We start from the raw sequence: 26,577 nt of genomic DNA, 5'->3' as shown, positions 1-26,577 counted from the left end.
AGCAAGCCCCCTCGCCACAAAAAGCCGTTCGACGCTACTCCGAAGGCCGAGCCTGCAACCGCCGCCCAATCACATCCAGCACATCACACCCATCCCGTAACGGAATGGCGCAGAGCAAGGCAAAGTCACTGAGAATCATCGAATCACACTCGACTGAACCGCGCATCGACAGATTCTCAAGCACCTGAGTGACTGCGCGAATTCGATAGCTGGCGGCGTCGGTCAAGATATCGAGCGGCGCGTGTGTATCGACGAACAGGGTGGGCATGTCGGTGCAGTTGCTGGTGAGCGCCATGAAACGGCTTTTTGGGTGGGGAATTGGTTTTTCGTAGGGTGGATCTGGCGTTAGCGTCGTCATTTGTAATTTCCATGAGGCTGCCAACGCACCCTCCTACAGGTTTGGGTGGCAGCCATGCGCAGGAGTAGGAGTACCGAGCACTCATGAACCTCGGCCACGCCGAAGCGTGTCCCGCGCACAGCCGCCGCGAACGATCTTACGGACACGAATTAAGCGCCGCAATCAAACGACAAAGCTGTTGCACCATGAGAGAGGGCTCCTACACCCTGCCACTGCATTTGCAGTGACAACCAAAGACTATCCATGGATTTCACTTCGCACCAGTTCATGGAAACCGCTACGACTTGAAGGAAACTTCCGACAACCTTGCCCAGAAATTTCACCGATCGTAAGACCGCCTTCGCGGGCAAGCCCCGCTCCTACGGAATCGAGGCGGACCGCCAAATATGGGTACGACCTCAATCCTGTGGGAGCGAGGCTTGCCCGCGATTGAGCGCGAAGCGGTCATAAAATCTATTTGCCTCGGAGATAACAGGCCTTACCAAGTCGATTGATCTTCAAGGCTGGCCTTATGAAGATCGTTTTTCCACTCTTCGCTTGCCAATCTATATATATCTTCAAAAAAACCACGTGGGTCTTTCAGCGCATACCATTCAGCTCGCGGCCAACTTGAGTCATATATATCGTCTATGTTGAACAAAATTTGAAAGTCATAGTTGCAATCTCTTAGCTTTTCGGCCAGGAACTCAAACAGCAAAAACTTATGCCGATAAGACAAGCAGCCCAATTGCAAACTATACCTAATGATCAGGGCATCTCTATCCACCTGGTTATCAGGATCAAAGGCTGCGAGTTCTTCCCCACGAGTCTCCTCACGATCATAGACATTAAACACCCCAATAAACCACATCAGGTTCGATTCAAAATTTTCATTCATAAAAGGATCTTTCAGTATCACTTTCTCTCCGAGGGAAAACCCGTATACGGCCAAGCTACCTTATCCTTATCAAACTTAACCTCAAGCCAATTTAAATCATCATTCAACGTGGGATTTTGATTGTCTTTTTTGTTCGGTCGATAACCGCGACCTGCACCAGGTAACTCCATCCTTACAATCGGGTCATTATTGTGATCCCAACCTGTATATGGGTCCAGCCCGAGCCTTTCCCTCGTCATAGCTTTGTTCAACGCATTAAAATGAACTCTCCAGTTTGCGAGCTGGGAGCTTAAATTTCCTCTTCGTGGTACTGGAACTCTTCCCGTTTTACTCAAAAAGGGGACGGATTTGTTTGTGGCTGTTCATCCCCCAACTATTTTTCGCGACAATAATTGAAAACTGCTGAATCTCTTCAAATACCTGTCGGAAAAACATTTATATTCTTAACCTTTAAATCCACGAACACCGAGTCAGCTTCCGCACATCCAATCAATTCAATAAGTATTATTGATCCATTCACATCAACAACTGCGCCGCCCTCCATATCATTTGAGATTAAAGTCCCCGTCATAGTTACGATGCCATCCATCACCCCAATAGAGTGAGCATTATTGAGCGAGGAACAAGCATTCTCTCCCCAAACAAACTCATCATCGACTTCTAATTCGACATCATACTGCTCACCAACTTTCGGTGGAGCAGCACGCCAAACTGCGGTTGCGGACCCGGCACTGGTTGAAAACCTAACTAGAACTTCTTCAGCAACAAGAGTCACGAGATCTATGGTTGTTTTCATAATTATTTTTTCCATCAAAAGCGGGACAGATTTATTTATTTTAATTACATCTATCAACAGTGTATCCGCTAGCCACAACTGTCAAAACAATGTTGCACTCGCGAGCACAAGTGAAGCAGTAGCTTAGCCCGACTTCCGAAGAATCAATCAAAAGTAACTCCTGCGACAACGATGTCACACCCACCACAAACATCTCTGATATCTCTGCGCCTATTGCCCCAGCACACTTCACACCTAAAACATTTTCAAAGATAATGATCCAGCGTTGTTCCTGCCAATCTAGAAATTCTATAAAAATGCGCTCGTGTTCACACGTCATTTTTTCAATGGTGCCGTCTGAAACTGAAAATTCGTTCATTTTGAAATACCTGGATGTTTCTCACCGGCAACAAAGCCAGTTCCGTGACCGAGTTGATAGCCGTCAGGTCTGACTTTGATAACCTCCCTATTTCTATCCGCCTGACTCCAACTTAAATTATTAGGTTTGAGTTCCAAATGATAGTGTTCACCATGATGCCTCGCATTAAATGGCCCAGCATCTCCGGGATGACTTTCAAATCTAATAATAGTGTCCGCGTTAGGTCGCCACGTCATTCTTTGACTTCCATGTTGAGTCTGTGAAATTTTGGGCTGGACGCCTAACACTTCCGTAAGCTCGTTTGGATCTTCTGGAAATTGAGTGTAAGCCTTCGGCAGCGCCGGCTCACCCGCATCCACCTTAACGCCAGTCGTATCATCCGGCGCCTCACACCCAGGCTTATTCGGCGGCGGACAATTTCCGCTCAACCCCAACGGATCAACCCAGCCCGTCGGATTCGGCGTGTACTGGTACTGGTTCAGCCCACCCGCCAACTTGATCGGATCCGGCGTCAGGTACCGACCAATATCCGGATTGTAGTAGCGATGCCGGTTGTAGTGCAGACCGCTCTCGGCGTCGAAGTACTGCCCTTGAAATCGTAGCGGTTGCTCAAGTTGCTCGCCGCCGCCGAACGCCAGGTGCGTGACTTTGCCGTAGGCGTTGTACTTCGCCGACCAGACAATCTCGCCACCGAAATCCGTCAGTTCCTGCGGCGTGCCGAGGTGATCGAGTTGGTAATAAAACGGGCACGCCTTGCGCGGACCCTTGCCGTCGAGCATCGCCAATGGACGGAAGCTGCCCGGTTCGTAGACGTAGCTGCGGTAATGCTCCTTACTGCTTTCAGCGACGAGGTGGTCGCCCTGCCAGAAGAACTCGGTAGTTTTGCCATCAACGGTTTTGGCGGTGCGCCGGCCGAAGGCGTCGTAGCGGTAGCTGGCGGTGCGACCGTCCGGGGTGGTGACGCCGACCAGGCGGTGCTGGCAGTCGTAGCGGTATTCGGTGACGAGTTTTTGCGCGGTGCCGCGGCGTTCGCGGATCAGATTACCGAAGGCGTCGTAGTCGTAGTGGCGGTCGCCCTGCATTAGCAGGCGATTACCCCGCACCTTCGCGGCGCCGGGGCGGTCCTGCATTAGCAGGTTGCCGGCCGGGTCGTGGGCGAAGGTTTCCGGTGGGTCGTCGCGGGTGTGCCGAACGCGGTTCAGGCGGTTTAGGGGGTCGTACTGGTAGCTGCGTTGGCCGTGGCGGGTGTCGGCGATGTAATCGAGATTGCCGTTGAGGCTGTAGGCATAGTCGCGGCGGTACAGGTTTTTTTGTTGTTGGCTGACGGCGTGGGCCTTCAAACGGCCTTGGTCGTCGTAGGCGTATTCGCTGAGCAGCAGACCCTGCTGACGGTTTTGTTCGCGGCCGAAGGCAAACTGGTGAGTGGTGAGCCGCGCGCCGTTGAGGTCAATGGCCGTCAGCGCGCCGCCCTTGGCGTGGTGGTAATCGAGTTTGCTGCCGTCCGGCAGGCGCAGACGCTTGAGTTGGCCGCAGGCGTCGTAGCCATAACGCAAGGTGCCCCAGCCTTGGTGCTCGGTGATCAGCCGGTCCTGCTGGTCGTACTCGAATTCCAGCGGATGATCGTGGCCATCGTCGACGCTGGTCAGTCGGCCCAACGAGTCGTATCGGTACACGACCTGGATGCCGTCGGGCAGGGTCTTGGTCAGCAACCGTCCGGCTGAGTCCCGCGCATAAGCCGTTACTAGCTGCGAGCCGTCATCGCCGAATTCGATTTTCTCCAGCAGGTGTCCGTTGAGGTCGTAGCTATAAGCGGTGCGGCGGCCGTCGAAACCGGTTTCCTGTCGGATCAATCCATTGGGCGTGTAGTCCAGCTGATATTTTTCACCGGATTCGTTTTCGATTTCCGTCAGCAGCAGCTGCGCGTTGTCGTAGCGGTACTGGAGCTGGGTGCCGTCGGGGTTGATGCGGCTGACCAGGTGCAGGTCGTCGGCGTATTCGTAGCGGGTGACGCGGCCCAGTTCATCGCGTTCGGCGGTGATCTTGCCGTAGGCGTTGTAGCTGAAGGCGCGGCTGGCGCCGGTAGGCAAAATCGTCTGGAGCAGTCGGCCGATGGCATCCCACTGGTACTGGGTGACGGCACCGTGTTCGTCCTGACGGGTCGTCTGCCGGCCCAGTGCATCGTAGGAAAAGCGCCGCTGCCCACCGTCCGGCAAGGTCTCTTCGAGCAACTGCCCCAAGGCATTCCAGACGAACACATGGCGGCTGGTGTCCGGGTAGCGGATCGACAGCAGCTGACCTTTTTCGTCGTAGTGATAGTGGGTGACCTGGCCGTCGGGATCGGTCGCTTCAGTGACATCCCCCTGAGCATTGCGCCGATAGGTCCACACCGCTTTGCCGCGATAGCGCGCATGCAGGAAACCGTTGCGATACTCGTAGGCCGTTGGCTCGTCTTCCGGCGGAATCAGCGCCACCAGTCGCCCGACTTCGTCGTAGCGGTATTCGGTGACGGCGCCCAGCGGATCCTGCTCGGCAATCAGTCGCCCCTGATCGTCGTAGGCCTTGAGCTGTTCGCCACCGTTCAGCTCGACCTTGCGTACCAGCCGCGCGCGGTCGTCATGAAGGTAAACCTCTTGGCTGCCATCGACGTTATGAACCGTGACGCTGCCCTGGTCGTCCCAGACATAGCACGCATCCATCTGCGCAAACGACGCCCAGTGCCGGACGCAGCGTGCCGCCTTGCCGGTCCGTTCCCACGCCCAGAAGAAACTCGCGCCACCGGCCAGTTGCCGCTGCAGGATCACGTGCCGGTCGTCGTAGTCGTAACGCTCGCTCTCGCCAGCGGCATTGCTGGCTTCGATCAGTTGATCGCATTCGTCGTAGCGGTAACTGACCAGCGTCTGTTCGGTGTGCCAGGCCTCGTCGAGGGTCTGCGCCGGGACAAACACCTGATAGTCGACAGCGATCAGGTGGGCGCGGTCGTAGCGCAACAGCAAGGCACGGCCGGCACCGTTGTCGAGGCGCTGGATGCGCTCCTGGCGGTCGCGGCTGATGCTCAGGCGGTTGTCGTACGCGTCGCTGATCGCCGTCAGCCGGCCGTTGTGAAAGTGGTAGAAACGTGCGTCGTTGCCGGCCTGGACGAGGATCAGTTCCTCGGGATCATCGCCCAGATAAATCGCCGCCCGCGACAGGCTGTTGTGGATCGCCGGGCGTTCAGCGGACGGGATAGGGAACGTGGTGCGCCGGTTTTCGTGGTCGATCCAGATGACGGTGTCGCCATCGATTTCCAGTCGATGGGCGAGCGAATGGCTCCAGCCAAAACCGAGGCCACAGTCGATCTCGGCGGCGCTGGTGCGGTAGAGCCGGGTGAAGTTGAACGGCAGGATTCCGTCCAGCGAACCGTCGGTGAGGGTCAGCAGTTCTTCGCCGGTGACCATCGACACCGGGCATTTGTTGGTGGCGGTTTTATCGGCCGAGTCGGCGCTGTCGCCGTTGGGGTTTTTCGCCTGATCCGGGACGTTGTCGTGGTGTTCGTTTTGCTTTAGCGTGGTGTTGCGTTTGGCATCCCAGCGCAGTTGCATCCGACCTTGTTTCAGGCCCGCTGCCACACCGCGTGCGGCGACGGCTTTGTACTGGTCGACGTACTTCATGAAGGTGTTGAGGATATTGAAAGTGGCCTCGACGAAACGCATCGCGAGACTGGCCAACAATGCCCCGTACTTAATCCCGCGAAAGGTGAGATAGGCCTTGGCGGCGGGTATACCGACACCCGTCCAGGCCAGCGCCAAAGCAATCAGAATATCGATCAGCACCGAAACAATGACGTGGCTGGTCACCTCTGCCGAGTGGCCGGCGATCTCGCTGGGTGGGAGCATTTCCAGCCAGAGACTCGCTGTACGCAGCAGTAAACAGAGCGCCGCTTCGTCACTCGCCAGCAGCTGGACTTTTGCCATGACCTCCGGCGCCGTCTCCGCGAGCCTGGCCAACTCATCGGCGCCGCTGCCCAGCCGTTCAGCGAACTTGCGGGGATCCTGAAGAATGTCCGAGAGCAGGCTGAGGCTGTCCCAAACACCGATGACCGCCGCCCAACTGCCCGCCAGCATGCCGTTACCGGCGGCCGCAAAAGTCGATTGCGACCATTGCGGTTTAAATCCTTCCCATTCCTTGCGCAGCCAGCCCTCCAGTTCGTTGGCAAGGCCTTTGTAGGAATCCAAAAGGTCATCGATTTTCGAGGGTGCAACTTCACCCTGAACATGAACGCGGTAGAACTTGCCCTCTTCCCCTCGGAACGTTCCCTTGCCGTTTTCATCGAGCGTGACCGGCGTCGGCTTACCCCCATCCATGGCAATCACATCGACCTGAATACTCCCCACCGGAATGTCATAAACCGATTCGAACTTGCTCTCGATTTCGAGCTTTCCACCCTTTGGGCACTGCACGACGGTGGAGATAAACTCGTCATCGCCGCTGCTGACAACGGTGCTGGAGCTTGCGAATTTGATGATCCGTTCCATGCCCATCAGCGACGGCAGATCCGCCACGTGGCTGGCCTTGTCGGCGGCCTGGCTGAGCCAGTGATCGAGCTGTTCGCGATAGAGCGAGAGGGTGTGCGGGAAGCTGTCGAGTTCCTCCTCGATGCGGGTAACGTGCTCCATCAACGCACCGAAAAGTACGGGGTTGCTGGAGAAAAGGAGTCGAACATGAGCAATCCCTCGCGCAGAAAATTAGGCGCGGGGACTGTGCGGGGGATCGATCAGGAAAGAAGTCGGGAAAGGTGGAAATGGATGTAGGGCGATTCGCTGATTAACAGCGACTCAATAACGTTCAGCGAAACGGCCCAAAATTCTGCAGTCGCATTGCATCTGATACATCGCGCGAGGTCGAAAAGATCGCAGCCTTCGGCAGCCCCTACAGGGTGTACGCCGAACAAATGTAGGAGCGGCTGAAGGCTGCGATCTTTTAAAGGGCCTTGCCACGGCCTGTGACCATCCGCCGTGCTGCCCTTACTGTTTCTCAACCGCAGGTGTATCGTATTCGCCTTTTGCAGGCCCCGCGCCTGTGGCTGATACGTGAGGTAGTTGAGTTCATGTCCTTTACCCGTCGACAAATACTCGGTGGTCTGGCCGGTCTTGTGGTGGTTGGCGTGGGGGCCGGTGGCGCGTCGCGTTACTGGCTGGGCAAAATGGCCGACGCGGACGCCGGCCACGACTATGAGCTGATCGCCGCACCGTTGGACGTCGAACTGGTGGCCGGGCACAAGACTCCTGCCTGGGCGTTCGGCCCATCGGCGCCGGGCACTGAATTGCGCGTGCGTCAGGGCGAATGGCTGCGGGTGCGCTTCATCAACCATCTGCCGGTGGCGACCACCATTCACTGGCACGGCATCCGTCTGCCGCTGGAAATGGACGGCGTGCCCTACGTCTCGCAATTGCCGGTGCTGCCGGGCGAGTACTTCGACTACAAATTCCGCGTACCCGACGCCGGCAGCTATTGGTATCACCCGCACGTGAACAGCAGCGAAGAACTCGGTCGCGGGCTTGTCGGCCCGTTGATTATCGAAGAGCGCGAGCCTACCGGTTTCAAATACGAAAAGACCTTGAGCCTCAAGAGCTGGCACGTCGATGAAGAGGGCGCTTTCGTAGCGTTCAGCATTCCTCGCGAAGCGGCCCGTGGCGGCACGGCGGGGGGCTTGTCGACCATCAACGGCGTCTCACAAGCGGTGATCGACTTGCCCGCCGGGCAGATCACTCGCGTACGGTTGCTCAACCTCGACAATACGCTGACGTACCGCCTCAACATTCCTGGCGTCGAAGCGCAGATCTACGCATTGGATGGCAACCCGATTGAACCGCGCCCATTGGGCAAGGAATATTGGCTGGGTCCTGGCATGCGCATTTGCCTGGCGATCAAGGCACCGCCGGCCGGTGAAGAGTTGTCCCTGCGCAATGGCCCGGTACGCCTGGGCACCTTCCGCTCAGTGGCCAATACCGATGCGCCAACCGAGTGGCCGCCGGCGCTGCCCGCCAACCCGGTGGCCGAGCCGGACCTGGCCAATGCCCAGAAACTCAACTTCAATTTTGAATGGGTAGGCTCGGTCTCGGTCAATGTCGAAAACGGCAAGCCGCCAAGCCTGTGGCAGATCAACGGCAAGGCCTGGGACATCACCGACAAGACCTGCGCCGACCGACCGATTGCCAAGCTCGAAAAGGGCAAAAGCTATATTTTCGAATTGAAGAACATGACTCAGTATCAACACCCGATCCACCTGCACGGCATGAGCTTCAAGGTCATTGCCTCGAACCGGCACAAGGTCATCCCGTACTTCACCGACACGTACCTGTTGGGCAAGAACGAGCGTGCGCAAGTGGCGCTGGTGGCGGATAACCCTGGGGTCTGGATGTTCCACTGCCATGTGATCGATCACATGGAAACCGGCCTGATGGCCGCCATCGAGGTGGCGTGATGCGTCAGATTCGCCCCGCAGCGATTATCGACCGCAGCCGTGATCGTGATTTCATGCGCGAAGCCCTGGCCTTGGCCGCTCAAGGCGCGGCGCTGGGTGAAGTGCCGGTGGGCGCGGTGCTGGTGCAGGACGGTGAAATCATCGGGCGCGGTTTCAATTGCCCGATCAGCGGCAACGACCCCAGCGCCCACGCCGAGATGGTCGCGATCCGCGCGGCGGCCCAAGCTGCCAGCAACTATCGCCTGCCGGGCAGCACGCTCTACGTGACGCTGGAACCGTGCAGCATGTGCGCCGGGCTGATCGTGCATTCGCGGATTGCGCGGGTGGTGTACGGCGCGCTGGAGCCCAAGGCCGGGATTGTGCAGAGCCAGGGACAGTTCTTTACCCAGGGCTTTTTGAATCACCGGGTGTTGTATGAGGGTGGGGTGTTGGCAGAGGAATGCAGCGCGGTGTTGAGCGAGTTTTTCAAGGCCCGCCGAGCAAAACCTTCAGAGTAAACACCGATACCTGTGGGAGCGAGCCTGCTCGCGATATCGGACTAACATCCAACATCTTCGTTGGTTGAAAGGCCCTCATCGCGAGCAGGCTCGCTCCCACAAGTGATCTCCCTTGTTTGGGATATCGGTGTTTTATTTGCGGGCGACGATGACCGCGCGCATCGGCGCCGGCAGCCCTTCAACCGTTTTGCTGTGATCTTGCGGGTCAAGGAAGTCGCTCAACGACTGATACTTCATCCACTCCGTCCCGCGCTGTTCCTCGACCGTGGTCACGCTCACATCCACGCAACGCACATCGCTGAAGCCTGCGCGGCGCAGCCACAATTCCAGCGCGGGCACCGATGGCAGGAACCACACGTTACGCATCTGCGCGTAACGGTCTTCGGGCACCAACACCTGCTGCTGATCGCCTTCGATCACCAGCGTCTCCAGCACCAGTTCACCGCCCTTGACCAGGCAATCCTTCAGCGCCAGCAAATGCTCGATCGGCGAGCGGCGGTGATAGAACACGCCCATGGAAAACACGGTGTCGAAGCCTTCCAGATTGGGAGGCAGATCCTCAAAGGGAAACGGCAAGTGCCAGGCATTGGGCTCGGACAGGTACCGCTGCACGGCCTGGAACTGGCAGAAGAACAGCCAGTTAGGGTCGACGCCGATCACACTGTCGGCCCCGGCGCCGAGCATGCGCCACATGTAATAACCGTTGCCGCAGCCGACATCGAGGATGCGTTTGCCTTTCAGGTCCAGGTGCTTCGCCACCCGGGACCACTTCCAGTCCGAACGCCATTCAGTGTCGACATGCACGCCGAACAGGTCGAACGGCCCTTTGCGCCAGGGCGACAAACCCATCAGCGCGGTATGCATTTGCGCTCGGGTTTCGTCGTCGCAATCAGTATCCAGTTTCAAGCCATTCAACAAGTCGACTTCGCTTGGCTGAATCTTCGGCAACGCGTCCAGCGCACTCTGCCAGCGCTCCAGATCGCCGTGACCTTTTTCCATTTTCTGGTCGAGTTGACGCTGCAGGGTGTTGGCCCATTCGGCCAGCGGTGTACCGGCCAGACGGCGGGCGAGGGGGGACAGATCAATCATGGCAAGGCAATCAACGAGGCAAAGTTAAGACACTGGAACCACGGCACGACTTTCGAGAACCCGGCGGCCAACAGGCGCTCGCGGTGTTCTTCGAGGCTGTCGGGCTTCATGACATTTTCGATGGCGCTGCGCTTCTGGGCGATTTCCAGTTCGCTGTAGCCGTTGGCGCGTTTGAAGGCCACGTGCAGGTCGGTGAGCAGCGCGTGTTCTTCGGGGTCGTTGAAGCGCAGCTTCTCTGAGAGGATTAGCGCGCCACCAGGCAACAGCGATTGGCGGATGCGCGAGAGCAGCGCGGTGCGCTGGTCCGGGGCGATGAATTGCAGGGTAAAGTTCAGCGCCACCACCGAGGCCGGCTGAAATTCGAGGGCAAGGATATCGCCCTCGATCACTTCCACCGGCAGCAACTCCTGGAACATCGAATCCTGGCCGTTGAGGTATTCGCGGCAACGCTCGACCATCGCTGCGGAGTTATCCACAGCGATCACCCGGCAGCCGTCGGTGCGCACATGACGGCGCAAAGCCTGGGTCACCGCGCCGAGGGACGAGCCCAGGTCGTAGAGCACGCTGTTGGGCTGGGCGAACTGCGCGGCGAGCACGCCGAGGTTTTCCACGATGGTCGGATAACCCGGTACCGAGCGCTTGATCATGTCCGGGAACACCCGCACCACGTCCTCGTTAAAGGCGAAGTCAGGCACCTGGGTCAAAGGCTGGGCGAAAAGGCGATCGGATTCTTTGCTCACGGCGGTTCCAGCGGCGTAGGTGGAAAAGGCCGGCATTTTAGCCAAATTGACGGGGGGATGCGCGGGTTGTCTGATAAAGCGTGGGGAATTTGCGAAAGGGGCAGATAGGGTCTTGGCTGCAGAGAGCATTTGGAAAGACAGATGAATGACCAAGTCCAGAAGCAAGACTTGGTCATTCATTGTTTAGAGCGAGATCATGAAGGGCGCGTAAAAACGTTGAATTCGGCTTTGCCATTGATGCGCAGTTCTTCGGTCCTATTGTCTTTGCCTTTGAAGTCGAAGTTGATGATGTAGCGCAACGCCTGGGAGTTGTTCTCGACTACTTCGACGTTAATAGTACCGCTTTCGGCTTTGTAGTTATAGAAGGTTACAAAATCGCCGTTGTCTCCAGATTCATAATAATATAATGACTCAAACGGGAAGTTTGAATCTGTGGGTGAATAGCTGCCGGACTGAATATTACTTGAAAAAATAAACATCAACCCTTTTTTGGAGTTGTTAAAGCCGTTTTCATAGGCTCGACCGAGAAGTGCAATCGAGTCGCTGTTATTGTCTTTGTCGAACTCGATATTTTGAGTATGAAACTTTACGCGGTTTGAAACCGTGGCTTCAATATCGCAGTTGACAGTGACAAAGGGCTCTAGTGCATTCACCGAATTTTTACTTTTGAAAAAACCCATGACTTTCTTCCTTGGTTACATTCGTGGTTGGATAACGCCACTTGGATAGTAAGGTAGGAAAGAAAATCTCGGCTACTGTCAGATCTGACAGGTTTTTATAACGTTTCGAAATGACTTGTTGATTTTATGGTTATGAAATCTGGCTAAGTTTGTTTTTATTAAATGCCGAGGCTGCAATACCCCATTGTCCCAGCCAGTAGCTGAGGATGATGATGTAAGGCGCAGCATTGAACGGCGAGGCGAAACGGTTGATACCGATCACGCTGTCGGAGAACACGAACGCCACGGCACCAGCCGCCGCCAGTAGCGCTGATCGCTTGGGGACATCGGTGCCGAGTCGGGCCAAGGCACGCCAGAGCATCGCGCTGATGGCCAGCCCGTAGATGATCACCGGGATCAGCAGCGATCCCAAGCCATTGGCAATCAAAATCCCCAGCAGCACCGCGCCGACACTCAGGGCAATCATCAATGGCAACAGTGCCATACGCCGACAATCGCTCAAATAAGCCTTCAGATACGCCAAATGCGCGACCAAAAACGTCCCAAGGCCGAACACAAACAAATCCCCCGGCCATGCCAGCAGCACATCGCCGACCAAGGAGAAAATCAACCCCAGACTGATCCAGCGTCGATAGTCGCTGGGCGGTGCATCGTGCAACCAGCCGAGCAGGGCCAGCACCGGCATCGGTTTGACCAGCAGGCAGAGCAGCGTCGCATGCACGCTCAGGCCATAAAGAAAGGTCACCGCGCCCATCAGCGCCAGAATCAGCCAACCCACGATCAGTTAACCGCAATGGCGCAGTCGAAGGTTTTCACTGCCGGTACTTCGGGTGCCCACGGCTGTGAATAGGTCAGACGCAAACGGCCAGTGCCGGTGGCAAAAGCCTGGAAGCGCCAGGTCGAAAGGCCGGCATTGCCGACGACCCCGGCGTCTTTCGGGTTGCTGTAAACTTCGGGGCTGAGCCCACGCAACACGCCACCGGCAGAATCCTGGATCGCCCAGCGGTAACCCGTGGTCGGGTTGCTTGGCAGAGTCAGAATCAGGTTTTGCCCGTTGTTCAGATGCACCGGGCATTCGCTTTGTTTTTCCACGGTCACGTTCTGTTTCGATTGCGTGGCGCAAGCGCTCAGTAGGGCGAGGGCGAGGGGGATCAACAGGCGGGTGGGGGACATAAGATCAGCAGCTCCGGCATTCACGACGAACGGCGAGCATAACTGAAGATGAGACAAAGTGTGACGGGGTACATCCTCGGTAACCAAGAGTTTGGCGTTATGAATGCCGACGTCATCGCGAGCAGGCTCGCTCCCACAAGGATTGCGATAAACCTGTGGGAGCGAGCCTGCTCGCGATGACGGTTTTTTTACGCTACATGATCTTCAGAAGAGAATCTTCGCCACATCCGCAAAGCGCTTGGCAAAGTGCACGGTAAGTCCTTCCTTCAGATATTCCGGCAGTTCTTCAAAACTGCCGCGATTAGGCTCGGGCAGGATCAACTCGAAAATCTTCTGCCGACGCGCCGCGATGACTTTCTCACGCACACCGCCAATCGGCAGTACATGCCCGGTCAGCGTCAGTTCACCGGTCATGGCCACGCCCTTTTTCGGCGACTGGTTGCGGGCCAGGGACAGCAGGGCGCTGGCCATGGTCACGCCGGCGCTGGGGCCGTCTTTCGGCGTGGCGCCTTCCGGTACGTGCAGGTGAACGAAGGCTTCGTCGAAGAACGTCGGATCGCCGCCAAATTGCTTCAGATTGGAGCTGACGTAGCTGTAGGCAATTTCCGCCGATTCTTTCATCACTTCTCCCAGTTGCCCGGTGAGTTTGAAGCCACGGTTGAGGGTGTGAATGCGCGTGGCTTCGATCGGCAGGGTCGCGCCGCCCATGCTGGTCCACGCCAGCCCGGTGATCACGCCGATGCCGGACAGTACTTGCTCATTACGGAACACCGGCCGGCCGAGTGAGGCTTCCAGGTCTTTCGGGCCCAGCTTGATCACCGCTTTCGGCTCGTCGAGCAGCTTCATCACGGCTTTGCGCACCAGTTTGCCGAGGTTTTTTTCCAGCTGCCGCACCCCGGCTTCGCGGGCATAGCCGTCGATCAAGGCTTTCAATGCGTTGTCGCTGATGCTCAGGCTACCCTTGGACACGCCAGCTTTCGCAAGCTGTTTCGGCCACAGGTGACGCTTGGCGATCACGACTTTCTCTTCGGTGATGTAGCCCGACAGGCGAATCACTTCCATCCGGTCCAGCAATGGGCCGGGAATCGAATCCAGGGTGTTGGCGGTGCAGACGAACAGCACTTTCGACAGGTCCAGGCGTAAATCCAGATAGTGATCGAGGAATTCGACGTTCTGTTCCGGATCGAGGGTTTCCAGCAGCGCCGAGGCAGGATCGCCCTGGTAGCTCTGGCCCATTTTGTCGATCTCGTCGAGCATGATCACCGGGTTCATCACTTCGACGTCTTTCAACGCGTGGACCAGTTTGCCCGGTTGCGCGCCGATGTAAGTGCGGCGGTGGCCCTTGATCTCGGCTTCGTCGCGCATGCCGCCGACGCTGAAGCGATAGAACGGCCGGCCGAGGGATTCGGCGATGGACTTGCCGACGCTGGTCTTGCCCACGCCCGGCGGGCCTACCAGCAAGACAATGGAGCCGCTGATCTCGCCCTTATAGGCTCCGACCGCGAGAAATTCGAGGATGCGGTCCTTGATGTCGTCGAGGCCGGCGTGGTGTTTGTCCAGCACCTTGCGCGCGTGTTTGAGGTCGAGTTTGTCCTCGCCATACACGCCCCAAGGCACCGAGGTCGCCCAGTCGAGGTAGTTACGGGTCACCGCGTATTCCGGTGAGCCGGTCTCGAGGATCGACAGCTTGTTCATTTCCTCTTCAATGCGTTTCTGCGCCTGAGGCGGTAACACCTTGCCCGTCAGACGTTGCTCGAACTGCTCGATGTCGGCGCTGCGGTCATCCTTGGTCAGGCCCAGCTCTTGCTGGATGACCTTGAGCTGTTCCTTGAGGAAGAACTCACGCTGATGCTCGCCGATCTTGCGGTTAACTTCGGCGGAGATTTCTTTCTGCAGGCGCGCGACTTCGACTTCCTTGCGCAGCATCGGCAGGACTTTTTCCATGCGCTTGAGCATCGGCACGCAGTCGAGCACTTCTTGCAGCTCGCTGCCCGTGGCCGAGGTCAGGGCGGCGGCAAAGTCGGTCAGCGGCGACGGGTCGTTGGGGCTGAAGCGGTTGAGGTAGTTTTTCAGTTCTTCGCTGTACAGCGGGTTGAGCGGCAGCAGTTCCTTGATCGCATTAATCAGCGCCATGCCGTAGGCCTTGACCTCGTCGGTTGGCTCGGTGGGCTGGTGCGGGTATTCGACTTCGACCAGATACGGCGGGCGATGGTGTTTGAGCCAGGTTTTGATGCGCACCCGGGTCAGGCCCTGGGCGACAAATTGCAGTTTGCCGTTTTCGCGACTGGCGTGGTGGACTTTGACCAGGGTGCCGTATTCCGGCAGGGCTTTGGTGTCGAAATGGCGCGGATCTTCCTGGGGTGTGTCCATGAAGAACAGGGCCAGGGAATGGTGGTCGGATTGGCTCACCAGTTCGAGGGTTTCAGCCCACGGCTCTTCGTTGACGATCACCGGCAGTACTTGCGCCGGGAAGAAGGGCCGGTTGTGGATCGGGATGATGTAGACCTTGTCCGGCAGGTTCTGGCCAGGCAGGGCGAGGCCTTTGCCGGAGGAGGTGTGTTCGACGTTGTCTGTTTCGGCGTATTCGCTCGTGTCTTCAGGGAATTCTTGCTGGTCGGTCATGGGGCACCTGCGCAATAGGGTATGGGTCTTAGATGGGGCAGGTGGGGGGTGGTTTCAATGGGCCTGGATATTTCAGCGTGTGTGTTCAGGGTTTTGACAGGTGCTTGGGTTTGGCAACTTGATGGCCGACCGAGCTATCGCCGGATGGGTATCATGTCGAAGTGATGCTTCTGGACCCCTAGCTAATAGAGCTTAATATTTTTAACTTTTTGCATTCATTTTGCACAGTTCATGTGATTAAGCGGTCGTCCACTCGTGCGGTAAACCCAGGCATTTTTGGTCGCCCAAATACCTGCTGAGGCACATTTTCAATTGGAGGATGTGTAGCGCGCTGGCCCGTCGCATTCAGGATACTTAAAGGGCCAGCTCTGACCTACTTCCAAGAGTCGTACGGCACACCGAACTTCTCGACATAGGCTTTGGAAACGGCTGAAAGAGGCCGGTGGTGACCGCCAGACTTACCTTCATACGGGCCACGTGGATCAATCACTGCTTTTACCGTCGTCACTTCAATGGATGTCATGCAGGGACCGCCAACCCAGACTCTGGCGATTCCTCCAGGGACCAGCCTTATACCGATTGACTGCCGATAACCGGTGATCCATTTCCCATCAGCAGCGCAGAAAACCTTCTCCCCCTTGCGCATGATCTCCCGAGTAGCCTCGGGGATTTTAATCACCATCAGATAGGTTTGCGGTTCGGCCAGCGATTGCCAGCGGACATAGATCTGCTTCGGTAAGTCCGCCCCAGTTACATGCTTACCGCTACCGATGCTAGCTCTTTTCGGCCAGCCTCGCGGATCGCCGGAATTGTTGGGAGGTTTTAACATGGAGGCAACTCCACTCATCGCACGTGGGTATATGTGGTCTTGAATATCGACGACATCGGCAGTTTCGATCCAAACTTCCATGTAAGCGGGGGCCGAGAACCCTAGGTACCAGGATTTGTAAGGCATTGACTGGCTGCTGGCAACAGTGCAGCCACTGAGTAGAAAAGCGGCAATCACGACACGTATAAAATTACTCATTCGGGTGCACCATGCGCACAGAGTTTTCGTCTGGTCGATTAATGAAGACGATATTCAGATCGCTATTATTTCGACTTTTAGCGGCGTTCCAATTATCGGAGATATGAACGTAACGTTGGAACAGCAGTTCCTCCTCCTGCGGAGTCAGCCCTGTTGTTTTGCTTTTTCCCTGAGCGTAGGCCATCAATTTTTTGGAGATGGGAACGAGTTCCGCAGGCAGCGCTAGTCGCGGCTCGCCTTCATCAATCTCGCCAAACGGTACTCCGTTTTCCACAGCCAGTTCGCGCATGATCCGAAAGTAGATCAAGGACAAGTCACTGCGGACTTCGCGTTGGCTGCTGACGGCTGCGTAAACATTTTTCATGTTTTTTCGATTGTCTCTGTCAGCGCTACGAAACGGCACCTCCCAAGTCCGGATCTCCAACGAAAGGTTATATTGGGCCAGTTGATCTTGAAGCCGTCTCAAGTCCTGCTGGGCAACCTTGTAACTGTTGGCTTCAGCGAAAGAGGTCCTTTCTTCGACCGGGCTTTTACGCGGTTTGCTGATCAGGATGCGCTCCATCGCCTTGGGTAAATAGCCGCCGCCCAGGTCCGAATGCACGCCAGGCAGGACAATATCGGCCGATCCAAGACTGTTGAGGGCAAAGTTATAACGGCGTTCATTTCGAGCGACCAACTGGACGACTTTCTTAGCCGCGTCTGGCGCCAGATGGATATTGATCCCTGGGTTGTAAGCGTTATTACCAGTCCAGTCCCCCACCAGTGGATTGGCAATGGCCGCGACGGTGTCGTAAACGCCAATGAAATTTATGGACACATCGGTATGCGGCTTCCAGGCAAAGCTGTCCGATAATACCGGGGCACCTATAGGCAACGCTTTGGCGAGGATACTTTGGTTACCCTTCAACACCTCGTTGGCAAAATCCCTTGCCGCTGCGGAGCCACGGCTGAAGCCGAAAATATCGAACTCGATTTTCGTTACGCGCTTATTGGGATTGTTCTCTTGAAAGGGTCGGATCTGCTCAACAATTAGCTTTGGAGTCTCTTCAACCCGTGCCCGGACTCCCTGCACGCCTATACCGGTGCCTTGCGAAAAAGTGGAATCATCTGCGGTACTGCTGGTGCCGATGCCATCCACATAAACTCGCAGGCTGGCCGTCTTGGCATCGATGGGCAATGTTTCGTCCACTTGGCTATCATAAAGGTCATACAAACGGGCGACATTGCTGACATCATTGCCGTAACTGTTGTCCGGGCTACTTCCCTTTCCGTCATAACCGTGAGCCGCACAGAACTGACGAATATCTTCAGCTGCTTCCTCCAGGTTCACGTCTGGCGCAAAGCAGCCAAAGACACGCTCGCTGTTGTTGCGGTTGTTGCCCGTCCCATCGAAGAACACCCCGACCCGCAAGGTAATGTCTTCCAGCTCGACCTCTTCCTCCTCTTCCTCAAGCTCTTCTTCCTCCAGAGGAGGGGTGTTCAGTTTCCCTACGGGAGGTGCACTGAGTAATTGTCCCGCGATAGCGGCTGCGGCGGCACCTGGGATAATCGGAGTGAGAATCTGAATGCCCGTACCAGCGCCGGGAGAACCGCCCGAGTTGGTCTTGACCTCCGCACCGCTGATGGTCACGCCGCCCGCATCAACTTTGATAAAGCTGCCACCCGCCTTGGCCGTCAGTTCCATGCCACCCTCAACCACCACCTTCTCCCCGGCGTGGTAGTGGATCTCCTGACCCACCTCGACAAACTGCGCCGTCCCCACCTTCACATGCTGAGTCACGCCAACGGTAAGGTGATCATCCGCCCGCGCTTCGGTCTTGCGATCGAGATGCGTCACCCGGTGCTCTTCGACCTTGAACTCGCTGAACGCATTGGCTTCGACCGTGTCATGCCGCTCATTGCCGACCCGAATCTTCTGGTCGTGCTCGATGTTTTCATCCCAATCGCGCTGGGCGTGCAGGTAGATCTGCTCCGCACCTTTCTTGTCTTCGATGCGAAACTCGTTGTAGCCCTTGCCGCCGGGCGAGCTCAGGGTTTTGAAGGTGCTGCGGGTTTTGTTCGCCGGCAGGTCGTAGGGGACGACGTGTTCCTTGTGGTACAGGCAACCGGTGATCAGCGGTTGGTCGGGGTCGCCTTCGAGGAAGGTGACGAGCACTTCCATGCCGACTCGCGGGATGGCGATGCCGCCGTAGGCGTTGCCGGCCCAGCCGGTGGCGACTCGCAGCCAGCAGCTGGTTTTGTCATCGGACTGACCTTCGCGGTCCCAGAAAAACTGCACCTTGACCCGGCCGTATTCGTCGCAGTGGATTTCTTCCCCCGGCGGGCCGGTGACGATGGCGGTCTGGCTGCCCAGGGCCTTGGGTTTCGGGTGTTCGAGGGCCGGGCGGTAATGCGCGTCCCACGGCGTGGCGAGGAAGCGGTTGCGGTAGCCCTGGTGGAAATCGTCTTTGTTGGCGGTGACGTCGCTGGTGATGTTTTCGCCGAGCACTTGCGGCTGTTTGCCTTCGTGGATGACTTCCAGCAGCAGCCAGAGGTCGTTCCATTCAGCGCGCGGGTGTTCGCTGAGGGCCATGAAGTGGCCGCTGACCAGAGTCGGCTCGTCGCCTTTGCCTTCGGCCAGTTGGTAGTCGCTGCGATGGCGTTCCAGGGCGCGGGTCGCCAGTTGCTTGCCGCGCGCGCGGTCGGTGAAGCGACCGGGGTAGTCGTAGTCTTCGAGGTCCGGGGCGAATGCGCTTTTGGCCGCGCCTTCAGGCAGCAGACGTGGTTTTTCGAAGTCGTAGTCGCGGCGGCTGACGCGGGTGGTGCGGGTTTCCAGGCGCAGGTTGAAGCGCTTGATCACCGGTTTCTCGGCGGCCATGCCGGAGTCTTGCTGGTAGCTCACGGGTGCCAGTTTGCGAAACACCGTCTGGTCATCCCCGAACACCAGCTTGTGGCCGCTGGTCGAGTGCTGGAAGTGGAAGTGGATGCCTTCCTCTTCGCACAGACGCTGGATGAAGTGCAGGTCGGATTCGTCGTACTGCACGCAGTACGCTCGCTCGGGGTAAATCGCGCCGAGCTGGAAGCTGTAGGCGTCGGCCAGAATGCCCCGAGCCTCAAGCACCTGGGCGATGATCTTCGGCACGCTTAACTGTTGGAAAATCTGCTGGTCATGGTTGTGTCGCAGGTAGGCGAGTTGCGGGACCAGGCTGATGCTGTAGCGGGTCAGACTTTTGCCGGAATCGCCTTGCTCGATGCGGTAAACCAGACCATGGATCTTGCCCTGGCCGGTGGCGCCGAAGGTCAGACAACCGGGCTTGTGCAACAGCGCTTCGAGTTTCAGGTCGGGGCGGGCGCTGACCAGTTCGATGTCGAAACAGAAGGGCTGGTTGAGGGCTTCGCGGCCGACGAAGCTGAGCACCTGCAGGTCGACGGAAACGCCTTCGAGCGTGAGGGAGATATGGGTTGCGTTTGCGTCCAGCATGCCTTGAGTTCCGTCCTTTGAAACGATCTGGATTCTGAATGGTGCTGGAATATATCCATTATCTCAATGCAAAAATTGCTGTAGTAAAAAGGCAGGATGTTCAGTCGCGCGTTCCGCTTTTGAAGGAGCGAACCGCACGGGTGGGCAGCCCGCGAAGACGGCCTGATAGTCGACCAATCCCTCGTAGATGCACGCGGTTCAATTATAGGAGCCAGGCTGTGGCGAGGGGGCTCGCCACAGTTCGCTCCTACAGTGGATCAGCTGTGTGGCGCAGGTTTTGGTACGCCCACGTTATCCAGCATCCGATTCACCGCCAGCTCGGCCAGCATGACGATCTGTTGAATCGCCATCGCCATGTGCCGGTGCGGCCCTTCCAGATACCCCGCAAAATCACTAGCCATCACACTGGCCTGGGCCAACGATTCACAGGTGTGGGCCAACAGGTCTTCGTCTTTGATATCCGGCGCGACCATGTACATCGTGCTCGGCTTGCGGGCCACGGGTGATTTGAGGGCGGAGGGGTTGAGGTAGTGATCGAGTGCGCGGTTGGCGGCGTCGTGGAGTTTCTTTGAATCGTTGGATTCGTAGGGCGAAACGTTCTCGGTTTCAGGGGGATTCGGTGTTTCTTTGAACATGATGAAGCTCCAAGTAAGTAATGGAGCTGCCACTGATCGCCGCGACGCGATGGAGGGTGGCAGCTGTACGCAGGTTCGCGGACCGAGCTACTTGGAAACTCGGCATACCCGAAGGTATCCCGCGCACAGCCACCATGAGACCAAACGACAGGAACGTCGATTGGGCCGGTGATTATGCACCAAGTAAGCTAATTCAGGCCGCGACGCCCGGTCGCTGATATGCAGCGACCCCCAAAGCCTATCCACGCCGCGTCCGAGCGACAACCGTCAAAACTTGTCGGAAAGTTCTCAAAAAATCACCACGTCTGTAGGAGCTGCCGAAGGCTGCGATCTTTTGATCTTCCGGCGTCTTCAAGAACACAAGATCAAAAGATCGCAGCCTTCGGCAGCTCCTACAGGGGATGGGTGACCTGAAACAATCGAGCACAAAAAAGGCGACCCCCTCACAGAAGTCGCCTTTCCTTTAACTGCCGCTACCGCTTATTCCGACAGCTTGTACGCAATCACATAGTCACCCTGTTTGGTGCCCAGCGATCCGTGACCGCCCGCAACGACGAGCACGTATTGCTTGCCGTCTTTGCCGGTGTAGGTCATCGGTGTGGTTTGTGCGCCTGCTGGCAGGCGGCCTTCCCACAGTTGCTTGCCGTTTTTCACGTCGTAGGCGCGCAGGTACTGGTCGAGAGTGCCGCTCAGGAAGGCCACGCCACTGGCAGTGGTGAAGGCCCCGCCCAGGCTCGGCACGCCCATGCTCAGAGGGATCGGAACCGGCGAGCTGTCGCGTACGGTGCCGTTCTTGTGCATCCAGATGGTTTTGTTGGTGGTCAAATCGACTGCCGCCACGTAGCCCCAGGCCGGTGCTTGGCACGGTAGGCCCATTGGCGACAGCAGGGCTTCGAGGATCACGCCGTATGGCGCGCCTTTGTTGGGCTGCACGCCTTCGGTTTCGCTGACGCGAGGGCCTTGTTTGGCGATTTCGGCGGCCGGGATCAGTTTCGATTTGAACGCCATGTAGCTCGGGTTCACGAAAGCAATCTGACGCACCGGGTCAACCGACATGCCGCCCCAGTCGAACACACCGAAGTTACCGGGATAAACGATCGAGCCTTGCAGCGACGGCGGGGTGAACATGCCGTCGTAACGCAGGGATTTGAAGTCGATCCGGCACAGCATCTGATCGAACGGGGTCACGCCCCACATGTCGCGTTCCTTGAGGGTCGGCGGCACGAAGTTCAGGTCGGACATCGGTTGGGTCGGCGAGGTGTGGTCGCCTTCCACTGCGCCTTGCGGCACCGGAATTTCCTTGATCGGCACGATCGGCTGACCATTGCTGCGGTCCAGCACGTAGATGCTGCCTTGCTTGGTGGACGCGAGCACCGCCGGTTTCACACCGTCTGCGGTTTTCAGGTCCATCAGGGTTGGCTGGCCACCGACGTCCATGTCCCACAGGTCATGGTGGGTGAACTGGAAGTGCCAGCGCACTTTGCCAGTGGCGATGTCCAGCGCGGTCAGGCCGGCGGCGTGCAGTTCCGATTCAGGGGTACGCGCGCCACCGAACTGATCCGGGGTCTGGTTGCCCATCGGCAGGTAGATCATGCCGAGTTTTTCGTCGACGCTGAAGATGGACCACATGTTCGGCGAGTTGCGGGTGTAGACCTTGCCTTCGGCAATCGGCGTGGTGTCATCCGGGTTGCCGCTGTCCCAATTCCACACCAGTTTGCCGGTGTGCACGTCGAACGCGCGGATCACACCGCTTGGCTCGTCGATGGAAACGTTGTCGGTCACGTGGCCGCCAATCACCACCAGGTCTTTGGTGACCGCTGGTGGCGAAGTGGAGTAGTAACCGCCGGCGGTGAATTCACCGATGTTGGTCGTCAGGTCAACCTGGCCACCGTTGCCGAAGTCTTCGCACATTTTGCCGGTGTCGGCGTTCAGGGCGATCAGACGGGTGTCGGCGGTCGGCAGGAAGATCCGGCGCGGGCAGACGCTGGTCACTGGCGCGTTCGCCATGCCGGTCGGGCTCTGCTCGGACGCGTAGGCGGCGTCATCGTGATAGGTCACGCCACGGCAGGTCATGTGCGCCCAACCCTTGAAGTTCGCCGCGTTCTGCGTGGAGAGCTTCGGATCGAAACGCCAGAGCTCCTTGCCGGTGTCCGGGTCCAGCGCGATCACCTGGCTGTGCGGCGTGCAGACATAAAGCATGCCGTTGGCTTTGAGCGGGGTGTTTTCGGCGGTGGTTTCGCCCGGGTCGTTCGGGCCAGGCAGGTCGCCCGTGCGGTAGGTCCAGGCGGGAACCAGTTTGCTGACGTTCTGCGGCGTAATCTGCGCCAGTGGCGAGTAGCGATCGCCATGGGCGCTGCGGCCGTAGGAGTTCCAGTCGCCATCGGGCATGGCCGGGGCGGTGTTGGTCATGCCAGGCACGGCGTCACGATCCAGTTCGCCTTTGATTTCACCGGGGTTGGTGAACAGGCTGGCCAGCGCGGCGATACCGGCGATGATCACGGCAGCGCTCAGTACACCGGTGCCGATCGGGTTGGATTCGCCGGTACGCAATGGGCGACGAAACCATGGCAGCAGCATGACGATACCGAGGGCAAAGAGCAGCGCCAGACGTGGCACCAGTTGCCACCAGTCCAGGCCGACTTCCCACAGTGCCCAGACCGTACTGGCGAACAGCACCACTGCGTACAGGCTCACCGCTGCATAACGGTCGGCCAGCAGCAGCCCCCCGGTCAGCATCAGGCCGATACCGGCCAGCAGGTAATACAGCGAGCCGCCGAGCATGCTCAGCTTGATCCCCCCGGCCAGCAAGGCCAGGCCCATTAGCAGAAGCAGGATACCGAGCAGGCTCGGCAGCAGACGGCTTCGACTCAAAGCACCATCAGCGCTCATAGTGTGGTTCTCCGTGACGTTTTAAGTAGTCCCGCGCAAGTTCACTGTAGATGACGATCTTGTGCGGGCAGGGTTCATGTAAAAAGTGTTTGGACGCCGCATTCCCTTGTAGGAGCGAGCGGTGCGGCGATCCGACTTGCCCGCGAAGACGGATTAACATTCAACAAAAGATGCTGATTAATAGATCGCCTTCGCGGGCAAGTCGGATCGCCGCACCGCTCGCTCCTACAAGGATTTGTGGTGATTCTTAGAAGGACGAGGTGATCTTGATCCCGCCAATCAGCGCGTCATCGACCTTGTCCACGCCACCGGGGTGGCGGATGTATTGCAGGTTCGGGCGCACGGTCAGCCAGTTCGTGACGTGCACGCCGTAATAGAGTTCGGCGCTGTATTCGGTGTCTTGCGGTGGCAGGAACGACGGGTCGTCGTAGGCGAAGACGGCGCGAGCCTGATTGGAGGCCTCGGCGTTCTTGCGATAGGCCGGGTTGACATGGACACGGGCCAGGGCAAAACCGATGTCGTCTCTGGCGCGGGCATCGAACAAGCCTTTGTAGACAACGCCGGCCTGGACATAGTTGTCGATGGCGTTGGTCTTCTTGTCGTGCATCGTGCCGTTGGCGAACACGCTCAGGCCGCGAGAGTTGTCACTGGCGCGGCTGGTCAGCTGCTGCTGAATACCGAGCCACACGCCGTGCTTGCTCGATGTGCTGCGGTAAGCCTCGCCACTCAGGGCTGCTGGCTGGCCGTTGCTGTCCTTGTAGACGTCAGTGGCCTTGGCATTGCTGTAGTAGTAACCGGCACGGTATTCACCCGGCAGGCCATTGAATTTCGGCGTCCAGACCAGTTCCGCCGGCAGGATCGCGCCCTGAGTGCCGCTGCCGCTGAGCTTGAAGCCGTTGTCGCGATCAAGGTTGGACGGGTTTTGCTCGTAAGCCCCGACTTGCGCGTAGAGCTCCGGCGTCAGGTGATATTTGACGCGCATTGCCCACTGGCTGACCGGCCAGTTGTACCAGATGTCGCCGACCCAGTTGCCGACCTGGGAGCCGCAGAACGCCAGGTTCTGGAAGTCGCAGGGGAAGCTGTTGAAGTCTTCGCCTTCGCCGAAACGGCCGAGCTTGATGTCGAGTTTCTGATCGAAGAATTTCTGCTGATACCACATCTGCGTCAGGCGCCAGGTCTGGCCACGGCCCCAGACTTCCTGAGCCGAGGTGAAACCGCCGACTCGCGGATCGTTGATCCGGTCGTTGCTGATGTTGTTGCCGTTGCGCTCGGTGATCGTCAGCTGAAATTCAGCATCGTCCCAGCCGAGAATCTTCTGCAAATCCAGATGGGTGCCAAAGCCGAACTGGTCGCTATAGCGAGCGGTGCGGTCATGGTCGTAGCCGCCGTGCAGGTTGCTGCCCATTTCACCGGTGTAATCGACCTTGAAGTCGTAGCCCTTTTCCGAAAGTTCGGTACGAGTGCCGTTCCAGTCGCCCAGCATCCACGGCGAATCGCTATCGAAGGCCGGTGCAGCCTGGGCGCAGGTGGCGAGGCCCAATGCGGTGAATCCGCCAATGAGGTTGAGGGCTTTTCGATTGGCCACAGGGAGTAAGACAGCGCTGTCTCGCGAAGTGTGAAAATCAGGCATAGAGAAGAAATTCTTGGTCTTTTTTTAGAGTGTGAACTGGAAGAAGCAGGAGTGAAGCGGGCAGCAGAAGCGTTTCAGCTGGACGGGCGCAAGGATAATGATCTGTTACACATAGAGAAAGAGCTTTTACTGACATGGATCATTTCGGATTTGGTAATAGTCCATTGAACAAAGCAAAATCAAAAGATCGCAGCCTTCGGCAGCTCCTACGCGCCTGTGGGCGCTGCCGAAGGCTGCGATCTTTTCAAGCTCACCTACATTTAACTGACAACACACAGATAGCTTCCCCCCAACGAAGCCCTCGGCTAAGGTGCGCGGCTTCCAATTCCCACTTCGCTCGAAGGCCCGGCATGACCGAACAGAACACCAACCCGCTGCACGGCGTGACGCTGGAACAGATCCTCAACGCCCTGGTTGAACACTATGAATGGTCGGGGCTGGCCGAGCGCATCGATATCCGCTGCTTCAAGAGTGATCCGAGCATCAAGTCGAGCCTGACTTTCCTGCGTAAAACCCCGTGGGCGCGGGAGAAGGTCGAACGCCTGTACGTGAAGTTGATGCGCACCAAGCGACCGGTCTGAGCATGGGCATACCCTCGGCCGCGAGACGTCGTTGTGTTGCCGTCGCGGCGATGCTGGGTTGGGCGGGTTTAAGCATTCAGCTGTACCTGATTCTCTACTTACGCTGGAGTGTCGGGGCCAGTCTGCTGGGCGGGCTGATGAGTTTTTTCAGTTTTTTTACCGTGCTGACCAACACGCTGGTGGCGGTGGTGCTGACCTGTGAGCTGACGTCCCGGGAGTCGGCGGCGCGGCGCTGGTTTTTGCAGCCGTGGGTGAGCAGTGGAATTGCAGTGAGCATCGCTATGGTCGGTGTGGCGTACAGCCTGTTGTTGCGTCACTTGTGGCATCCCGAAGGCTGGCAATGGTTGGCCGATGAGCTGATGCATGACGTCATGCCGCTGCTGTTTCTGGTTTATTGGTGGTTCTGTGTGCCCAAAGGTACGTTGCGGCTGCGGCACATTGCGGTGTGGGTGACCTATCCACTGGTGTACTTCGGCTATGCGTTATGGCGCGGGCATCTGCTGGCGGTTTATCCGTATCCGTTCATCGATGTGGACAAGCTGGGTTATCCACAGGTGTTCATCAATGCGGGGGGATTGTTGGTGGGGTTTGTGCTGCTTTCACTTGGGCTGATCGGATTGGATCGTTTGCTTGCGGGGCGTGACAAGGGTCGGAATTTTTAGTGTTTGTACCATTGCCATCGCGAGCAGGCTCGCTCCCACAAAG

General features: G+C 57.7%; 20 protein-coding genes. 4 read left to right on the top strand and 16 right to left on the bottom strand.

From position 1 onward, the window contains the following. Nucleotides 1–34 precede the first annotated feature (34 nt). The 5 genes from ACYZT2_RS23080 to ACYZT2_RS23060 all read right to left on the bottom strand — a co-directional run bounded on the left by ACYZT2_RS23080 (nt 35) and on the right by ACYZT2_RS23060 (nt 7,041). Nucleotides 35–358 carry a hypothetical protein gene (locus ACYZT2_RS23080; RefSeq protein WP_461967642.1) on the bottom strand — a complete coding sequence of 108 codons (324 nt, stop codon included), beginning with the start codon at nt 356–358 and terminating at the stop codon, nt 35–37. A 478-nt stretch (nt 359–836) separates the two neighbouring features. Beyond that, complete coding sequence (locus ACYZT2_RS23075) at nt 837–1,235, bottom strand: hypothetical protein (RefSeq protein ID WP_461967640.1); 399 nt, start codon at nt 1,233–1,235, stop codon at nt 837–839. Nucleotides 1,236–1,647: 412 nt separating this feature from the next. Further along, nucleotides 1,648–2,031 carry a hypothetical protein gene (locus tag ACYZT2_RS23070; RefSeq protein ID WP_461967638.1) on the bottom strand — a complete coding sequence of 128 codons (384 nt, stop codon included), beginning with the start codon at nt 2,029–2,031 and terminating at the stop codon, nt 1,648–1,650. Nucleotides 2,032–2,071: 40 nt separating this feature from the next. Continuing rightward, a complete protein-coding gene (locus tag ACYZT2_RS23065) occupies nt 2,072–2,389 on the bottom strand; it encodes a hypothetical protein (RefSeq protein WP_461967636.1) in 318 nt (105 codons plus the stop codon). Next, a complete protein-coding gene (locus tag ACYZT2_RS23060) occupies nt 2,386–7,041 on the bottom strand; it encodes an RHS repeat-associated core domain-containing protein (protein WP_461967634.1) in 4,656 nt (1,551 codons plus the stop codon). The genes ACYZT2_RS23065 and ACYZT2_RS23060 overlap by 4 nt, the downstream gene beginning before the upstream one ends. 431 nt (nt 7,042–7,472) lie before the next feature. Between ACYZT2_RS23060 and ACYZT2_RS23055 the strand changes: the two genes are divergently transcribed. Together ACYZT2_RS23055 and tadA are read left to right on the top strand one after the other, a co-directional pair. Continuing rightward, nucleotides 7,473–8,849 (top strand): multicopper oxidase family protein, encoded by a 1,377-nt coding sequence (locus tag ACYZT2_RS23055; RefSeq protein WP_305425370.1) that lies wholly within the window; start codon nt 7,473–7,475, stop codon nt 8,847–8,849. Beyond that, nucleotides 8,849–9,346: a tRNA adenosine(34) deaminase TadA gene (gene tadA, locus ACYZT2_RS23050; protein ID WP_253549767.1), complete on the top strand. Its 498-nt coding sequence runs from the start codon at nt 8,849–8,851 to the stop codon at nt 9,344–9,346. The genes ACYZT2_RS23055 and tadA overlap by 1 nt, the downstream gene beginning before the upstream one ends. 132 nt (nt 9,347–9,478) lie before the next feature. Here the strand turns inward: tadA and cmoB are convergent, their stop codons facing one another. The 11 genes from cmoB to ACYZT2_RS22995 all read right to left on the bottom strand — a co-directional run bounded on the left by cmoB (nt 9,479) and on the right by ACYZT2_RS22995 (nt 25,291). Continuing rightward, nucleotides 9,479–10,435: a tRNA 5-methoxyuridine(34)/uridine 5-oxyacetic acid(34) synthase CmoB gene (gene cmoB, locus ACYZT2_RS23045; protein WP_461967631.1), complete on the bottom strand. Its 957-nt coding sequence runs from the start codon at nt 10,433–10,435 to the stop codon at nt 9,479–9,481. Next, complete coding sequence (cmoA, locus tag ACYZT2_RS23040; RefSeq protein ID WP_177409423.1) at nt 10,432–11,211, bottom strand: carboxy-S-adenosyl-L-methionine synthase CmoA; 780 nt, start codon at nt 11,209–11,211, stop codon at nt 10,432–10,434. The genes cmoB and cmoA overlap by 4 nt, the downstream gene beginning before the upstream one ends. A 158-nt stretch (nt 11,212–11,369) precedes the next feature. After that, nucleotides 11,370–11,855: a hypothetical protein gene (locus ACYZT2_RS23035; protein ID WP_461967629.1), complete on the bottom strand. Its 486-nt coding sequence runs from the start codon at nt 11,853–11,855 to the stop codon at nt 11,370–11,372. A 130-nt stretch (nt 11,856–11,985) separates the two neighbouring features. After that, nucleotides 11,986–12,633, bottom strand: a complete 648-nt coding sequence (locus ACYZT2_RS23030) for a lysoplasmalogenase (protein WP_461967627.1) — start codon at nt 12,631–12,633, stop codon at nt 11,986–11,988. Nucleotides 12,634–12,635: 2 nt separating this feature from the next. Beyond that, nucleotides 12,636–13,028 (bottom strand): protease inhibitor I42 family protein, encoded by a 393-nt coding sequence (locus tag ACYZT2_RS23025; RefSeq protein WP_461967625.1) that lies wholly within the window; start codon nt 13,026–13,028, stop codon nt 12,636–12,638. A 204-nt stretch (nt 13,029–13,232) separates the two neighbouring features. After that, nucleotides 13,233–15,650: an endopeptidase La gene (lon, locus tag ACYZT2_RS23020; RefSeq protein WP_461967623.1), complete on the bottom strand. Its 2,418-nt coding sequence runs from the start codon at nt 15,648–15,650 to the stop codon at nt 13,233–13,235. A gap of 373 nt (nt 15,651–16,023) precedes the next feature. Then, a complete protein-coding gene (locus ACYZT2_RS23015) occupies nt 16,024–16,677 on the bottom strand; it encodes a DUF2931 family protein (protein WP_461967621.1) in 654 nt (217 codons plus the stop codon). Continuing rightward, nucleotides 16,670–20,137 (bottom strand): type VI secretion system tip protein TssI/VgrG, encoded by a 3,468-nt coding sequence (gene tssI / locus ACYZT2_RS23010; RefSeq protein WP_461967619.1) that lies wholly within the window; start codon nt 20,135–20,137, stop codon nt 16,670–16,672. Before tssI ends, ACYZT2_RS23015 begins: the two co-directional genes overlap by 8 nt. 257 nt (nt 20,138–20,394) lie before the next feature. Then, nucleotides 20,395–20,772 carry a DUF6124 family protein gene (locus ACYZT2_RS23005; protein ID WP_461967617.1) on the bottom strand — a complete coding sequence of 126 codons (378 nt, stop codon included), beginning with the start codon at nt 20,770–20,772 and terminating at the stop codon, nt 20,395–20,397. Nucleotides 20,773–21,252: 480 nt separating this feature from the next. Continuing rightward, entirely contained in the window at nt 21,253–23,661 is a 2,409-nt protein-coding gene (locus ACYZT2_RS23000; protein ID WP_461967615.1) for a glucose/quinate/shikimate family membrane-bound PQQ-dependent dehydrogenase, read from the bottom strand. Between the two features lie 247 nt (nt 23,662–23,908). Next, complete coding sequence (locus ACYZT2_RS22995) at nt 23,909–25,291, bottom strand: carbohydrate porin (RefSeq protein WP_461967613.1); 1,383 nt, start codon at nt 25,289–25,291, stop codon at nt 23,909–23,911. Between the two features lie 350 nt (nt 25,292–25,641). Between ACYZT2_RS22995 and ACYZT2_RS22990 the strand changes: the two genes are divergently transcribed. Both ACYZT2_RS22990 and ACYZT2_RS22985 read left to right on the top strand, forming a co-directional pair. Next, complete coding sequence (locus tag ACYZT2_RS22990) at nt 25,642–25,872, top strand: VF530 family protein (RefSeq protein ID WP_007941719.1); 231 nt, start codon at nt 25,642–25,644, stop codon at nt 25,870–25,872. A gap of 2 nt (nt 25,873–25,874) precedes the next feature. Beyond that, entirely contained in the window at nt 25,875–26,534 is a 660-nt protein-coding gene (locus ACYZT2_RS22985) for a Pr6Pr family membrane protein (RefSeq protein ID WP_461967611.1), read from the top strand. Nucleotides 26,535–26,577: the final 43 nt, after the last annotated feature.

This window comes from Pseudomonas sp. MDT1-85, assembly GCF_054898065.1.
This window is presented reverse-complemented; position numbering and strand designations above follow the sequence as displayed.

Coding starts and splice junctions, on each gene's coding strand:
- ACYZT2_RS23015 (WP_461967621.1), bottom strand. CDS start 16,677: ATGAGTAATTTTATACGTGTCGTGATTGCCGCTTTTCTACTCAGTGGC.
- ACYZT2_RS23000 (WP_461967615.1), bottom strand. CDS start 23,661: ATGAGCGCTGATGGTGCTTTGAGTCGAAGCCGTCTGCTGCCGAGCCTG.
- ACYZT2_RS23005 (WP_461967617.1), bottom strand. CDS start 20,772: ATGTTCAAAGAAACACCGAATCCCCCTGAAACCGAGAACGTTTCGCCC.
- ACYZT2_RS23060 (WP_461967634.1), bottom strand. CDS start 7,041: ATGGAGCACGTTACCCGCATCGAGGAGGAACTCGACAGCTTCCCGCAC.
- ACYZT2_RS23070 (WP_461967638.1), bottom strand. CDS start 2,031: ATGAAAACAACCATAGATCTCGTGACTCTTGTTGCTGAAGAAGTTCTA.
- ACYZT2_RS23065 (WP_461967636.1), bottom strand. CDS start 2,389: ATGAACGAATTTTCAGTTTCAGACGGCACCATTGAAAAAATGACGTGT.
- ACYZT2_RS22990 (WP_007941719.1), top strand. CDS start 25,642: ATGACCGAACAGAACACCAACCCGCTGCACGGCGTGACGCTGGAACAG.
- tssI (WP_461967619.1), bottom strand. CDS start 20,137: ATGCTGGACGCAAACGCAACCCATATCTCCCTCACGCTCGAAGGCGTT.
- ACYZT2_RS23035 (WP_461967629.1), bottom strand. CDS start 11,855: ATGGGTTTTTTCAAAAGTAAAAATTCGGTGAATGCACTAGAGCCCTTT.
- ACYZT2_RS23080 (WP_461967642.1), bottom strand. CDS start 358: ATGACGACGCTAACGCCAGATCCACCCTACGAAAAACCAATTCCCCAC.
- lon (WP_461967623.1), bottom strand. CDS start 15,650: ATGACCGACCAGCAAGAATTCCCTGAAGACACGAGCGAATACGCCGAA.
- ACYZT2_RS23055 (WP_305425370.1), top strand. CDS start 7,473: ATGTCCTTTACCCGTCGACAAATACTCGGTGGTCTGGCCGGTCTTGTG.
- tadA (WP_253549767.1), top strand. CDS start 8,849: ATGCGTCAGATTCGCCCCGCAGCGATTATCGACCGCAGCCGTGATCGT.
- ACYZT2_RS22995 (WP_461967613.1), bottom strand. CDS start 25,291: ATGCCTGATTTTCACACTTCGCGAGACAGCGCTGTCTTACTCCCTGTG.
- cmoB (WP_461967631.1), bottom strand. CDS start 10,435: ATGATTGATCTGTCCCCCCTCGCCCGCCGTCTGGCCGGTACACCGCTG.
- cmoA (WP_177409423.1), bottom strand. CDS start 11,211: ATGCCGGCCTTTTCCACCTACGCCGCTGGAACCGCCGTGAGCAAAGAA.
- ACYZT2_RS23025 (WP_461967625.1), bottom strand. CDS start 13,028: ATGTCCCCCACCCGCCTGTTGATCCCCCTCGCCCTCGCCCTACTGAGC.
- ACYZT2_RS22985 (WP_461967611.1), top strand. CDS start 25,875: ATGGGCATACCCTCGGCCGCGAGACGTCGTTGTGTTGCCGTCGCGGCG.
- ACYZT2_RS23075 (WP_461967640.1), bottom strand. CDS start 1,235: ATGAATGAAAATTTTGAATCGAACCTGATGTGGTTTATTGGGGTGTTT.